This is a genomic window from Paenibacillus sp. FSL H8-0548 (genome assembly GCF_038630985.1).
GTDB lineage: Bacteria > Bacillota > Bacilli > Paenibacillales > Paenibacillaceae > Pristimantibacillus.
Genome location: NZ_CP152049.1, coordinates 6,651,181 through 6,665,548 on the forward strand (window position 1 = coordinate 6,651,181; position 14,368 = coordinate 6,665,548).

Genomic DNA, 14,368 nt, shown 5'->3' on the forward strand with positions numbered 1-14,368 from the left:
GCTCACCTCTATTAGGTTACAGCGTAACTGATTTGCCTGTCTCTCTGCTTTCATTAGCTGCTTCTATAAACCGAATGATCTGCAGCGTTATACTCATATCAACGGCAGGTATACCTGTTCGGAACATCGCCATCACCTGCTCAAGCAAGCTCGCATAAAAAGGCTTCTCCTCCGAGGAAATATCGACGAATGTAGAATTATTCTCTCGATGAATTGCTGCCACGAAGGGAAATCCACCTGATCGACTGCCATGAATCGTACCGACTTTTCCATTTTTCCACACGCCAGTAATAGTTTCCTGATCGCCGCTGCCTGAAGCCTTAACACGGTCGCAACCGCCGCCAAGCACCGTAAACAACATTTCAACCAAATGAATGCCATACCAGAAATACCCCGTCTGGGTCGGCTCCATATACATGGGGCCATAACAATCAACCGAAATGACCTCATCATCTACAACATTATTTTTTTTGGTCAATGCCTCCGCATAACGCAGTGCCGAGGAGCTCATGATAGGTACGGACCATTGTTCAGCCAGCTTCGCAATAGCTGCCGCCTCCTTCATACTCAAGGCAAGAGGCTTATCAATGAAGATTGGCTTGCCATAGGGTACAATGGCTTCAAATAGCTTCGCGTGCACGCGTCCATCAGCGGACAGCAGCAGCACCGCATCGCATTGCTCAGCCACCTGTTCAGGTCGCTCCGCGATTTGAACACCGAACCGGCTATTCATCTCTTCTGCAAAAGCTGTCACTCTAGAAATGCTAAGCTCAAAGTCAGGAGACCCTCCTGGATAAGCAAGAATAACCTTGCCCCCCTGTACATGAAAACGATGCATGCTATCATTTAGAAGCTCAGCAAAAGCAATAGAATGAGAGGTATCCGTACCTATAATCCCAATTTTCATCTGCTCTTTCATTCGATCCCATCCCAGCTGCCATATAGTTTAGTTAGACCTGACTTTGCAGTGTGTTCCATTACTTATTTCTGCCTGGCTGCAGCTTCATTCTCAGTCATAGCGCAGCATTACGCCCAGTGTCTTGCTCAAGTCCTCTTTCATAGCGATATAAGCGGACGGCGCATCATGTATGGAATATTCCTGTGTAATAAATGGTTCTACCGAAATCAAGCCCTCTTCAAGCTGACGGACGTATTCAGCCATATTGCGGCCTTCCGTCCAACGAACATATGATTTTGGATAATCAATGTTCTGGTCCTCATACTGTTCATCATATCGGCCTGGTCCAGCAGCTCTGGCAATAATGAAATCTGCTTCCTTCTGGAAAAATAGCTCGCGCGGAAATTCAATCGGTACATTGCCAACCAGTGCAAACTTGCCTCGAAAAGCTAGCTTTTCCATACTCGAAGCAATAATTTTTGAGCTGTTTGAATGTGCCACAAGCGCAATACTATCGAAGCCGTGAGCTTCCGTGAAACGGTCAATATGCTCACCCAATTGCTCATCATTTGCCAAGTAAGCTTCGACCCCTAACGCTTTAGCAGCCGCTACACGCGCTGGGTCCATATCCGTTGCAAACACTCGATAATTCGCTTGCTTACTGAACATGGCAATCAATTGTCCCAGAAGACCTAAGCCAACCACCCAAATGGTTTCCCCGAATTGCAAGGAAAGCCTTCTCACACTATGAATAGCGACGGAGCTTAATCCCACCAACGCTGCTTCACGCAAGTATTTGTCTGATGACAATTTGACGCACAGCTGCCGTGGTACGGATAACTGCTCAGCATGATAGACATAAGGTCCACCGTAGCAAGCAACCAAATCGCCCGGCTTCAAATCCGTTACTTTCTCACCTACCGCAATAACCTCACCAGAAGCACTATATCCCAGTCGGAATCCATCAGGAACGTCCATGTTATGAATCAAATTCAGCTCAGTTCCCGGACTGATAGAAGAATATTTAACCTTAACTAGCACACGATAAGGATTAGCTGCTGTTATTACCGGTATCTCAGCCTCTTGAAGAACCGCTTCATGCTGCTTCACTACGATTTGTTTCATTATGATCAATCTCCTTTTTATGGTTGATTCATGTCTTATTTTTGATTTAGAAAATCACTCATTTGAGCTGTGAACCGTTTGGTCACCATCTCTGGACGGGTGATCGCAGATCCGACAACCACATAGTCAGCTCCGCTCGAAAGCGCCAATACAGCGTCATCCGCACTCCATATTTTTCCTTCGGCAATAAGTGAAACCTTAAGTACTTTTTTGAGCGCCTCTACCAGCTCTAAATCCGGTTCTTCCTGCTGCAGGCTATAAGGCGTGTATCCAGATAACGTAGTAGATACATAATCCGCACCCAATTGTTCAGCCTTAATGGCTTCCTCCGCTATAGAAATATCAGCCATGACCTGTGCCCCAGCTTGATGAATATAGTCAATCAACACCTTAACCTTGGAATACCGATCTTCGCGGTCAGTTACGTCTAGAGCAACAATATCAGCTCCCGCCTCCAAGATGGTTTGGACATCCTCCAGCTCCGGAGTAATATAAATTTCTGAGCCTTCAATTTTCCGCTTAAGCAAGCCAATAACAGGTACATTTACCGCTTTCTTAATCGCTTTAATATCAGCTGCTCCATTTGAACGAATGCCAATTGCACCGCCCTGTACAGCAGCAATCGACATACGAACCATCATTTCCTCTCCGAATAAAGGATCTCCCGGATACGCCTGACAGGATACAATTAAACCTTTCTTGTTAAACAATGAAGCCATTTGATCATTCCCTCCTAGGCAGCATTAAAGCTGCCTGTAACCCTTGATAAATTTGACGGCATAAATCTACACCCCATCAGCACCTACATCCGGTGCTTTCTGCAAGCCCTCACGAATAGGCAGTCCGAAGCTGTCAACAATGACACCTACTTTGTTATCCTATAGCTGTTTAATCATTTGTTGAGGTCCACCTTATACGAAATGAACTTTTTCGCCTTGCCCCTCAGACTCCCAATCATCCAGTACGATATTCGCCGCTATTCCTACAAAACCGGCTGCTTTGCGGAAGGTCGTTGTAACAGGCGTTCGATCTGGCACATCGTTCTGAATCTTTGGCCGGAACAGTTCTTGGCCGTAATCGCCAATATCCTCCAGCACTTCGATAAACCTAGCTTTGCCGATAAGCTGAATATCCGGCGTAGACGCGCTGCGCCAAAATGCTAAATAAAGCTCCCAACCGTTGCTCCAATCCCTCGTCCACCAAGTTGCTTCCGTTTCCTCCGAAGGCGGCTGCTTAATAGCCTGCACCATCGTATTAAGCGCTTCCGCTGACACCATGGACCATCTCTCACGTAATGAATTATCCAGCAGCGGCAATGCTGGATGGGCAAATGCTAGTATGGTTGCTTGGTAGAGCACGCTGTTCCCCATAAAGACTGAACCGTCCCAGTTCTCAATGTACGGCCACCAGCCCTGCTCATTTTTTCCGAATCGATCAGCCAAATGGGTGAATATATGATGAACCTTTTCTAAATAGGCTGGATTTCCCGATAGCTCGTACGCTCGGCCAAACGTATGCGCTGCATACATATCACCGTTAAGCACATCGAACTCTCCGTTAGGACGCTTCAGCACAACTCCCGGGTTTTGAGCAGCAACCTGCGTCAATAAATAGTTTGCGGAAGCAAGCAGGCTTTCTTTGGCAGCCTCGCTGCCCGTAGCTTTGTACACATGGTAAAGGCTATTCGCGACAGCACCGATCTCTGCAATATCAATCGTATCCGGATCACCCTTCTTCACATAAAAGGGCTGACCGAATGCACCGCTTGGAAGCTGTCGCTTCCTCACTTCCTCCATCAATAAGCGAGCCACTTCAAATCCGTCTCCGCCGCTATTCATTTTCCCATCCAATACATACAGCGATGCTGCCAGGCCCGTCGTGCAGCAGCTTGCCCGGTCACCTAGCTCATCATCAAATAGATAAAGAAATCCCGTTTCCGAATCTTTTCTGAGCAAACTATCAAAGTAAGATTTCATCCCACCAACGATCTGAGACGCAAGCTCTATCATATTGCCCTCTCCTCCCTATGACTGAAGATTCTCTTATTTAGATCCTGTCATTGTAATTCCTTGAATAAACACTTTTTGCACGAAGAAGTATAGAACGACCATTGGAATCGTAAACAAAGCTGCAGCAGCCATAAGCATGCCCCATTCAACGTTGTACTCGCCAATGAAAGCTTTCAATCCAACGGACAACGTCCATTTACTTGGGTCATTCAAATAAATCAGCGGCTGCTGGTAGTCCTTCCAGGAGCTTAAAAATACGAGCAAGCCCACTGTAAATATGGCTGGACGGGATAATGGCAACATCATCTGCCAGTAAATCCGGAATTCCGAAGCTCCGTCAATTTTGGATGATTCCGTTATCTCCTGCGGGATGCCCATAAAAAATTGTCTAAGCAAAAAGATATAGTACGCCGCTCCAAAAAAGGCAGGAAGAATAAGCGGCCAAAACGTATTAACCAAATTCATCTTGTTGAACAAAATATAAAGAGGGATCATCGTAGACTGAGAGGGCAGCATAATCGTCCCCATCATAACCATGAATATAATGCCGCGTCCCTTGAAATTAATTCTAGCGAGACCGTATGCTGTTAATGGAGCTGCGATCACCTCTCCGAGCACACAGAGAAGGGCAACAAACAACGTATTTAAGGTATATCGAAAAAAAGGAATAGCGTTAACCGCATTAGAATAGTTTTCCAGGAAAAGCTCTTTGGGCCACCACACGAACGGAACAGCAAAAATATCATCGATTGATTTGATTGATGTTAGCAGCAAATAAGCGAATGGCCCAAGAAAGCATAGCCCCACTAAACCAAGCACAAGATGCTTGAGTGTAGACGACATCTTTCTTTTGATGGAGCCTTTCTTTTTCTTTACTGGGCTTTGTAGTGAGCCATCGGAAACAGCTTTATTCACCATCACTTATCACCTCCATAATAAACCCACTTCGCAGATGTCTTGAAGATAACAAGCGCGAAGAACATAACCACTACGAACAGCATCCATGCCATGGCTGAAGCATAGCCCATATTGAGGAACGAAAATGCCTGCTGATACAAATAAATGGAGTAAAACAACAGTGAGTTCTCAGGCCCGCCAGTAGACTGCGTCGCCTCGGCAAATACCATACCTTCAGTAAAGTATTGAAAGGAAGCGATAAGCATCATAATTAGTTGAAACAATGTCATAGGTGAGATCGAAGGGAATGTAATCGTCCAAAATTGTCTCCATTTGCTTGCCCCATCGATATCAGCAGCCTCATAATACATTTTCGGCACGTCTTGAAGAGCGGCCAAATACATAACCGTTATCGTTCCAGTTCCCCAGAAACCCATTAAGACAAGCGAGGGTTTCGTCCAGTCTGGATCAATCAACCAGTTCGGTCCTGCAATTCCAACATACTCAAGCGCCAGATTAATAAATCCGTACTGTGAATTCAATAACCACATCCATAACAATGAGCCTGCAACAGCTGGTACAAGCGTCGGTAGAAAATAAATGGTTCTATATATGCTCTGCCCTTTAACCTTTGCATTCAGGAGCAGCGCCATAATTAAAGCGAATGCCATATGCGGCACGACGCCAACTATCGTCATATATAAGGTGTTGTACATGGATAGATAAAACTTGTCATCTTTAAATAGGTTTGTGTAATTGTCTAATCCCACCCATGTAGGCGCGGAAAACAAATTATAATCAGTCATACTGTAATAAAAAGAAGCCAGAATGGGGTATAGCTGGAAAACCAAAAATCCGATAATCCATGGGCTTGTAAATAATAGTCCTGTAATCAACAATTTTCGCTCTCTTTTACGAATTCCAATCGTATTATTGTGTTGTTCAGTCATCATTCCGCCTCCTTCCTTGATCGTATAAGCGGGCCGAATAAATCGACCCGCTTCGTTTATTATTTTTTATCTGCTATCGGTTGGATTTTGGCTGCTACAGCATCCATCGCCGCTTGCGGTGTCAGCGTACCCTTGAGCGCTTTCTCTGTCTCTTCAGATAAAGACTGCAAGTACTCACCGATGTAAGAGCTGTTCGGGAATCCATTTAGATTCTCGCTCTTCGCTCTTTCATAGAAGGACCACATCGTTTTGTTCTCTTCGACAAGCAGGCGGCTATCATCCAATACCGAGGTGATCGTTGGAATAACATGGCCATCTAGTGAATATTGGACTTGTGTATCTGCCGACATCAAATATTGCATGAACTCCCATGCCTCTTCTGGATGCTTAGCTTTAGTTGGAATAAATACAGCACGCGGACTAACCATACCGGAGCCCTTCAGCTCAGGCTGATCAGCAGGGTAAGGGAATGGTGCAACCCCAATGGGTCCATCTTCTCCACGCTCAGGCATGAAATTGTATTCCCAGCCAACATACATAGCAAGCTGACCTGTCAAAAGAGGATCTTGGGCCGTACCGCGTTTGCCCATTCCAGACTTGAATTTATCAATTTGACTTTGACCAAATTCTTCATAGAAAGAGCGTTGGTAAGCAATAGACTGAACATTCGCCTCTGCATTTGGCGTTACCTTGCCCGTTGCTTCGTCATACCAAGAACCGCCGTACAGAACTGGCCAGAATACATTATCGATCCAAGGATAGTCAGGAATAAAACCGATTTGTGAGATGCTGCCGCTGGCATCTTTTTTCGTCAACTGCTTTGCATAGTCAAACAACTGCTCGAGCGTCTCTGGAGGAGCAGTTATTCCCGCTTCCGCAAAAGCAGCTTTGTTGTACATCAGCGAGCTAGCCATACTCATCGTAAATGGCATTGCATAATAGCTGTCATTAACCTTCATACGATCCATAGCTGCAGGAATAATTGTATTTACATCAAAGCCTGAGCTTGCAATGTTTTCAGTTAAATCCAGAACAGCTCCCGCATCAGCCCATGGACCAATATTGTTCCAGTACGTGAGCAGAACATCTGGTGCTGCACCGCCGGATATTGCAGTCAATTGCTTCGTTGGGTCTTGATTGCCAAGCATTTTGACCGTAATTCGATCCTGGCTTTTATTAAAGTTCTCTACTGTAGTTGTAATTGGCCCAGCATCTGCATCCGTGTAGGTGTGCCAAAATGAAATTTCCACTTTCTCCTTTGGCTTCTCCGGAGTATTTGTTGCATTACCAGCCGTATTATTTTCGTTGTTTGCATTCGAACCACAGCCTGCTAGAAGTGAACCAATCAGGACAACAGATGATACCAACGTTAACGTTTTTTTTCTGAACATTGACATTTAAGACGCCTCCCCTAATATTGAATCAGTTAGAAATAAAGCTCGCTTTATTACGACTATCCTTCAAACAATAAACGATCGCGCTTAGCCCATTCACCTCCTTAAATCCGAATACTCAATCATTAAAAGGATAAAACCTTTTTTATAGAACACAATTGTGAATATTTTCTTTTTTTCAAAACATGACGATTTGCCGCGCTTTTACATTCGATACTTATTTAGCTTCTCTATCGATATTTCACAGCCTATACCTGGTTTATCTGGCAAAATGACATGGCCCTCGTCAATTATTGGTCCAGCATGAATGGGATCATCCTGCAGGAAAATCGGACCATTTAAATCTACCGGCTCAGTAATTTGCAAATAGTTGAACAAATGCGCACTTGCCGTCAAACCAAGTCTCGATTCCGTTAAACCTCCGCCTAGAAGACCTAAGCCTGCTTCTCGAGCGATATCTCCACAAAGCTTGGCACCCGATAAGCCTCCCATCTTCGTTATCTTAATAACTACGGTATCGCATGCTTCTGCTCGAATGGCTTGAATGAGATCCCCTGCGGTCCAAATGCTCTCGTCGAGCGCAATTGGAATACATGTTTTCCTCCTGAGCTCCGCGTGTCCAAATAAATCAATGGCCTTCAGAGGCTGTTCGAAAACATCGACGCCGATTTGCTCCATTCGTTTGGCTAGCTTAACTGCCTGCTGCAACGTATAGGCCTGATTCGCATCGACACGCATAAACAAGTCTGGCGCCGCTCCCTTTACCGCATCCAATATTTCGATATCAAGGCTTGTATTTAAGCCAATCTTCACATCAACGCCCCTGTATCCTTTCGATTTCGCAAATAAAGCTTTCTGCTCGGCTTCCTCTGGGCTCGATGTGCTAATGAGATAGGAAAGCTGCGACGAAGGCTTATATCCAGAAAACCACATATCCGCCAATCGTTTGCCACTCGCAGTACCAATGAGGTCATGCATAGCAATATCAACTGCTGCCTTGGCAATTGGTTGTCCGTTTCCTAATCCAGCCTTGATCTCCTTGTTCATTAAAGAATGCACAGTATAAAGATCGGTTGCATCAGCTCCCAGCAAGACAGGTCGTAAATAATTCGTGATGGTGCTCGTTACGGTCTCTAACGTTTCATAGCTCCATCTGTGGCTTGGTCTCGCTTCCCCCCAGCCGACTGCACCATTATCAGCAGTTACTTTCACATATACATGCGGTGCTCCTTGACTTTTATCCCCGACTGAACCGCTTGAAATCTTAAAATCTTGTTTCATTGGAAGTATTAACGGAAATGCTTCTATGTCAGAAATGTTCACACCCTCACCTCCCATTCCACTTGCTTCTGTTCTTTTATATTTTTATTGTAGCGTAAATAATGAAAAAAAACTTCGATTCTGTATTTAAAGACGATTTATTCTCCGGAATTACACTATTAATGAACAACGCAAAAAAATCATGTTATATTTAATAACATGATTGGCTATATATGTAAGCGCTTTATACAAATATAAAATAATAAGGTTTATCGGTTTATAGTTTGAGCCATACCACTCTGGATAAAGGTTCCGCCAATATCAATGCCAAACACAGCGTTATGCATATGCGTTACTCCTTATCGTTTGTGTATTGCAAGATCAACTTGAACGGATTATATCATAAAAATTTATAGAAAAGCAATCCTCCACTTTTATATTAATAAAAGAAGGTTTAAACCACTGCGACTATGTATGAATGCTGTATTGTTCTTTAGGCTTCCGTTAATATAGTTTATCACTAACTGCATTCGAAGTTCGTTCTATCGCTGGATACGCCTTCTCCTTGCATTGTATAGCAATAATTGTCGTTAATATATCAAGCACATGTATTTGTGTTATCTTGGAGCGAAATGCTCCGCCTTGAAGCGGCGATTCCTTGGAGCTCGACAATAATACTGCATCTGCATATTGAGTAAGAGGAGATTTGGCATGGCTTGTCAAACAAACGAAAAACGCGCCATTCTCCTTAGCAATTCGCACGACATCTACAAGGTCCTTTGTGCTTCCCGAGGTAGATACCGCAAACACGAGGTCGTCTGGGCCTGTTAAAGCCAATGTCATCGCAATAACATGGGAATCCGTGACAAGCTCCGAATTAAAACCAAGCCTCATAAACCGATATCTAGCATCAGCTGCTGTAATAGCCGATGAACCTACTCCAATAAATATGAGCTTATTCGCTTTGGCAATTGCATCAACGACCAGTTGAAGCTCTCTCATATCAAGAAGCGCTAACGTATTTTGCAGAAACAATATATTTTCCGTCGTAATTTTCCCTGCCATCGTAGCTAGATCATCGTTTTCTTGTATTTCACCATTTACATTTTGAAGCGGATGTACCAATTCCTGCGCCAGCTTCAGCTTAAATTCCTGATAACCGCGAAAGCCTAGCTTGCGGCAAAGCCGCAGAACTGAAGTATCCCCAACGCCAGACTTTTCGGCCAAATCTGTTAACGTCCCGTAAACGACCCCATCTGGATCTTGTTTAATCATATCAGCGATCTTCTGCTCAGTACGTGTCAACGAGTTATACAAACTGCCTATCTTGAGCAAGGTATTGGAGCCTTCTTGTGACCAATTGGACATTTTCGCTGCATCCTCTCCACACTCTCCACATCAAGAGTTTTTTTTCATTTTCTTGATCAGTATAGAAGGAATACTCCATTTTTACAAGTAGGTGATCCGTTTATTTAATTAACGCTGTATACATTTCATCCAACGAAATAATACTAATGACTATTCAACAATGAATTTCACTTATAATAACGCACAAAAAAAGCCTTGCTGCGCAAGGCTTTCGGAGTTTAAATAGTTGGAGCGGGTGATGGGAATCGAACCCACGCTATTAGCTTGGAAGGCTAAAGTTCTACCATTGAACTACACCCGCAAATAAAATGAATATGGTCGGGACGACACGATTTGAACATGCGACCCCCTGGTCCCAAACCAGGTGCTCTACCAAGCTGAGCTACGTCCCGAAGTGTAAATAAACTGTGTCTAATGATGGGAAAATGGCGCGGCCTAAGAGATTCGAACTCCTGGCCTTTTGATTCGTAGTCAAACGCTCTATCCAGCTGAGCTAAGGCCGCACAATTTATGGAGCGGAAGACGGGAATCGAACCCGCGACCCTCGCCTTGGCAAGGCGATGCTCTACCGCTGAGCCACTTCCGCACGCTACTTTCATCACTCGCTTGTGATGGTTAACATCGCGGCGACAAGTAATAATATATCACCCCTGAAAACAAAAAGCAACTGTTTTTCTAAAAAAAATTCAAAGTTTTTTGTAAAGCTTAATCCAACAGCCAACTCTGCTTATGAAAACCCAGTAATGACGCGGAAAACAACGTTTCTGCTATAATGCGGATCGTCATTATTTTTCGGCGTTAATCATCCCGCTCCTTATAAATAACATCATAAAATGCTTTATAACCAATCAGCTGGATGCTGAGATCAGTTCAGATAATTTAAGGCGATGAATCATTAACTGTGCGAATAATTTACCACATCTGCTGGCTCGCACTGTACTTTCTACAATTAAATGAGCCTATGCGTGGGTACACCCACGCGTAGAGTGTAGGCCTGTTGATTATCCAATTATTCGGTTAAGGAAAAATGTGCCGTCTTTGGCGGATACTTGTGTGAATAGATCTATTTATTAGATCTATTCCAGCATTTTAAGCTGAATTGGCAGGTTTTGATCTAAAAATCAGACCTATTTCACCGTAGAGAGTACATTATGTGCCCATTTGGCGGGAAGTTGTGTGAATACTCTGTATTAGTCCTATTCCGCTAGGAGATAGCCGGTGCCGCTAGGATCGACATCATTCCGTACCCCATTGGCATCTGGCGTCTCTTGTGATGCTTCAATCTTCTACAGATTGGCGTAGTAATGACCGCGGCCGGGCAAAAAAACCATCAAAACGCTCGATCCTTCCGTAAGTGTGATTCTCGACCATTATAAAATCGGAATCGTCTACTAAAAGATGACCTCTTTTCAAATCACATTCCCTGTTACTAGATAATCAACAGGCCTGTATAGAGTGCAATTTTCTCCATCGTGCTGCCCTTACCGTCCAATTTGCGGTCCCTAGCATGGGCAAACCTAAGAAGACATAAGTAAAACGAAAAACAGCCGAGCAGATTAAATCTTCTGCTCAGCTGTTTTTACCAGTTCGAATACCCATGATAAACAAACGGAAGGCTAGCTTCCAAGGCGATACAACGCTATCTGCTCTCGGAAAGCTGCCTAATTCCGCTTATGTATCGCTTAGAGACAGAGGCAGCTATGCCCCTGCCGCTTGCAGCTTCTTCTCTTGATTGATACTGACTACGTTTTCAGCAGCAGATTGGCCAGCCAGAGCGTAAGGCAAGCATAGCGGAACACCCGTACGAGGGTCAGGAACGATGTCGGCTTCGATATTAAAGACCTCACGCATAATATCAGGCGTCATAACCTCTGCAGGCGTACCCTCGCCTACAACGACACCTGTCTTAATGGCGATCATATGGTGAGCATAACGTGTAGCATGGTTAAGGTCATGAACGACCATAACGACCGTGCGATTGCTGGTTGCATTTAGCTTTTGAAGCAAGTGAAGAACCTCCAGCTGATGCGCCATATCAAGGAAAGTCGTCGGCTCATCAAGAAACAGGATGTCTGTCTCTTGAGCTAGCGACATTGCAATCCATGCACGCTGACGCTGCCCGCCTGAAAGATGATCAACAGGGCGATCCGCAAATTCAGTCATGCCTGTTGCCTCGATTGCCCATTGCACGATGCTGCGATCGTCCTTCGTCATTGAGCCAAAGCCCTTCTGATATGGAAAACGTCCGTAGGACACGAGCTCAGCTACTGTAAGTCCGTCTGGCGCGGTTGGATTTTGCGGCAAAATAGCCAATTGCTTCGCTATTTCCTTCGTCGATTGTTTATGAATCGATTTACCGTCCAAAAGCACGCTACCCTGGGATGGTCTCATAAGACGCGCCATAGTTTTTAGTATGGTCGATTTTCCAGAACCGTTTGCTCCTACTAGCGCCGTTATTTTCCCTTGTGGAATAGCAATGTTTAAATTTTGAACGATAAGGCGATCATCGTAACCAATATCAAGACCCGAAGTTGTCAAACGAATCATTGGACATGCACGCTCCTTCCGCTGCCGAGGCAGACACCTTCTAAATTATATGTTTATTTCGCTTCACACGAAAAATGATAACGATTATCATTGACTATTTAATGATAATGTTTCTCATACAAAAAGTCAATCAGAATATATAGAGTAAGAAGAAACAAATTCTTATATATAACTAAAGGCCGCCCTACACATGAAGTGCTCCCTGTCAAGTAGACAGTAGAAAAAAACAAAAAACGATTAGACCTATCCCTCAGTTCAAGTACAGAGAACTGGGGGATTATTTTTATTAAGCAGCTCGGCGATACTCGTGGGGAGACAAGCCGTTAAGTCGCTCCGTATATCGGTAGTTGTTGTAGTATCGAATATAGTTCCTCACATCTTCAAGAACTTCATCGTAGGTATCGTATTTCTTCAAATAAAAGCTTTCTGCCTTGAATGTGCCCCAAAATCGCTCGATCGGCTGGTTATCCAGGCAGCGACTCACACGAGACATGCTTGTTGTGAAACCGTATTTCACCTTCAAGCGATTATATTCATGCGAGGTATATTGGAAACCTCTGTCACTATGCAGAAGTGGCGTGATTCCACGTTTTCCCCTATATGCCTTCTTTACCGTGTCCATGACCAATTTGTTGTTGTTGGAGTGGCTGAGCACCCACGAAACGACGGAGTTATCGTGCACATCAATCATGGCGCTCAAATAGGACTTTCGACCGTTCCCATACTTCAGCTCGGTGACATCTGTACACCACTTTAGGTTCGGAGCAGCGGCTTGAAAGTCACGGTTCATGACGTTTTCGGCAACATGTGTTTCCGTGGCTCTCACGTAGCTTGGACGCTTCCTCCGAATCACTGCTTTTAATCCGAGAGCTCTCATAATCCCGTAGTAACGCTTTTTGTTGTAAGTCTTTTTCAGTTTACGGTTTAATTGGAGACGCATTTGGCGATAACCCAGTATCCCTTTTCGCTTGTCATAGCGAAGCTTCACTTCTTTTGCTAGTGAAAGCCGTTCAAGTTCTCGATTGGACGGCGTCCATTTTAACCATTTATAATAGGCAGATCTGGCGACGTTAGCGAGCTTGCATAACGCTAGTATCGCGTAGCCCTTTTCCGTGTGCAGTTCTTGAATCGCTTGATACAAGTCTACGTGTCGAACGAGGGTTAGCGTGTACGTTTTCGCCGGATCTCTGCCAACTTTTTTTCGAAGGCGTTCTCCATTTCTAAATACTCGTTACGCGCTTCTAGCTCTTTGATTCGGAGTTTAAGACGTTCAGCCTCATCCAGTTCTTCCTCAGGTCTACTGCGCCCACGACGGTCCCTAAGAACCTCCTCGCCGCCTGAATGATATTTACGAACCCATGCGTACACCTGTTGGTAGGAAACATCGTACTTCTTCATCGATTTCTGATCATCCAACTGATTGGCAAGGGTATACTGCACAATTTCAATACGCTCTTCAAAAGTGGTTTTACGTCCTTTATTCATGTGAACCGTTCCTTTACGAGTAGGTTTAATTTCTTTCCCACAAGTATACTTGGAAATCCAGTTCGTCAAAACACTTTTACTTGAAATGTGATGCTGGTTTGTCGCTTCTCGGATGGAGTACTTTCCGGATAGAACGTCACGAACCGCGGTCTGCTTGAGCTCATGTGAGTACGTTTTCCAAGCTTTGGATTCCTTTAACCCTTCATAACCATCTGCTTTGTATTTCCTTATCCAATCCACAACAGTCATATCGTCGATCCCCAGTTGCTTTGCTTCATGATGAGGATTTGAATCCTGTTTAAGGCATCTTTTTACAACCTGTAGTTTTACATCTAATGAAATTGCACTCCTTTTTGACAAAGCAAAAACTCCTATCATGGTAGAAGTAGAAGTTTTGTTTTTTCTACTGTCTACTATGATGGGAGCATATCAACA

Annotated in this window: 12 protein-coding genes and 4 tRNA genes; all 16 read right to left on the reverse strand. The window is 44.3% G+C overall.

Annotated features, from left to right (window positions below; all coding sequences use genetic code 11):
* Positions 1-16 precede the first annotated feature (16 nt).
* Complete coding sequence (locus MHI37_RS28005; protein WP_076339517.1) at positions 17-919, reverse strand: Gfo/Idh/MocA family oxidoreductase; 903 nt, start codon at positions 917-919, stop codon at positions 17-19.
* Positions 920-1,009: 90 nt separating this feature from the next.
* Positions 1,010-2,023, reverse strand: a complete 1,014-nt coding sequence (locus tag MHI37_RS28010) for a zinc-binding alcohol dehydrogenase (RefSeq protein ID WP_076339516.1) — start codon at positions 2,021-2,023, stop codon at positions 1,010-1,012.
* A gap of 35 nt (positions 2,024-2,058) precedes the next feature.
* Positions 2,059-2,742: an N-acetylmannosamine-6-phosphate 2-epimerase gene (locus tag MHI37_RS28015; protein ID WP_076339515.1), complete on the reverse strand. Its 684-nt coding sequence runs from the start codon at positions 2,740-2,742 to the stop codon at positions 2,059-2,061.
* A gap of 192 nt (positions 2,743-2,934) precedes the next feature.
* Positions 2,935-4,032 (reverse strand): hypothetical protein, encoded by a 1,098-nt coding sequence (locus MHI37_RS28020; protein WP_076339514.1) that lies wholly within the window; start codon positions 4,030-4,032, stop codon positions 2,935-2,937.
* A 33-nt stretch (positions 4,033-4,065) separates the two neighbouring features.
* The gene (locus tag MHI37_RS28025; protein WP_076339513.1) at positions 4,066-4,950 is read right to left on the reverse strand and encodes a carbohydrate ABC transporter permease; all 885 of its coding nucleotides are present in this window, start codon (positions 4,948-4,950) and stop codon (positions 4,066-4,068) included.
* Complete coding sequence (locus MHI37_RS28030) at positions 4,950-5,879, reverse strand: sugar ABC transporter permease (protein ID WP_076339512.1); 930 nt, start codon at positions 5,877-5,879, stop codon at positions 4,950-4,952. The genes MHI37_RS28025 and MHI37_RS28030 overlap by 1 nt, the downstream gene beginning before the upstream one ends.
* A 59-nt stretch (positions 5,880-5,938) precedes the next feature.
* The gene (locus MHI37_RS28035) at positions 5,939-7,276 is read right to left on the reverse strand and encodes an ABC transporter substrate-binding protein (protein WP_076339511.1); all 1,338 of its coding nucleotides are present in this window, start codon (positions 7,274-7,276) and stop codon (positions 5,939-5,941) included.
* Between the two features lie 201 nt (positions 7,277-7,477).
* Positions 7,478-8,596 carry an enolase C-terminal domain-like protein gene (locus tag MHI37_RS28040; protein ID WP_256710697.1) on the reverse strand — a complete coding sequence of 373 codons (1,119 nt, stop codon included), beginning with the start codon at positions 8,594-8,596 and terminating at the stop codon, positions 7,478-7,480.
* 441 nt (positions 8,597-9,037) lie between these two features.
* A complete protein-coding gene (locus tag MHI37_RS28045; RefSeq protein WP_076339509.1) occupies positions 9,038-9,901 on the reverse strand; it encodes a MurR/RpiR family transcriptional regulator in 864 nt (287 codons plus the stop codon).
* Positions 9,902-10,128: 227 nt separating this feature from the next.
* Positions 10,129-10,202 (reverse strand) — tRNA-Gly (locus MHI37_RS28050).
* 14 nt (positions 10,203-10,216) lie between these two features.
* Positions 10,217-10,293 (reverse strand) — tRNA-Pro (locus MHI37_RS28055).
* 34 nt (positions 10,294-10,327) lie between these two features.
* Positions 10,328-10,404, reverse strand: a tRNA-Arg gene (locus MHI37_RS28060).
* Between the two features lie 8 nt (positions 10,405-10,412).
* A tRNA-Gly gene (locus tag MHI37_RS28065) sits at positions 10,413-10,487 on the reverse strand.
* A gap of 1,112 nt (positions 10,488-11,599) precedes the next feature.
* Positions 11,600-12,448, reverse strand: coding sequence for an ABC transporter ATP-binding protein (locus tag MHI37_RS28070; protein ID WP_076340171.1), 849 nt, complete (start codon positions 12,446-12,448; stop codon positions 11,600-11,602).
* Between the two features lie 286 nt (positions 12,449-12,734).
* Complete coding sequence (locus tag MHI37_RS28075; protein WP_342556523.1) at positions 12,735-13,589, reverse strand: IS3 family transposase; 855 nt, start codon at positions 13,587-13,589, stop codon at positions 12,735-12,737.
* Positions 13,590-13,609: 20 nt separating this feature from the next.
* Positions 13,610-14,293, reverse strand: coding sequence for a helix-turn-helix domain-containing protein (locus MHI37_RS28080; protein WP_076335446.1), 684 nt, complete (start codon positions 14,291-14,293; stop codon positions 13,610-13,612).
* Between the last annotated feature and the right edge of the window lie 75 nt (positions 14,294-14,368).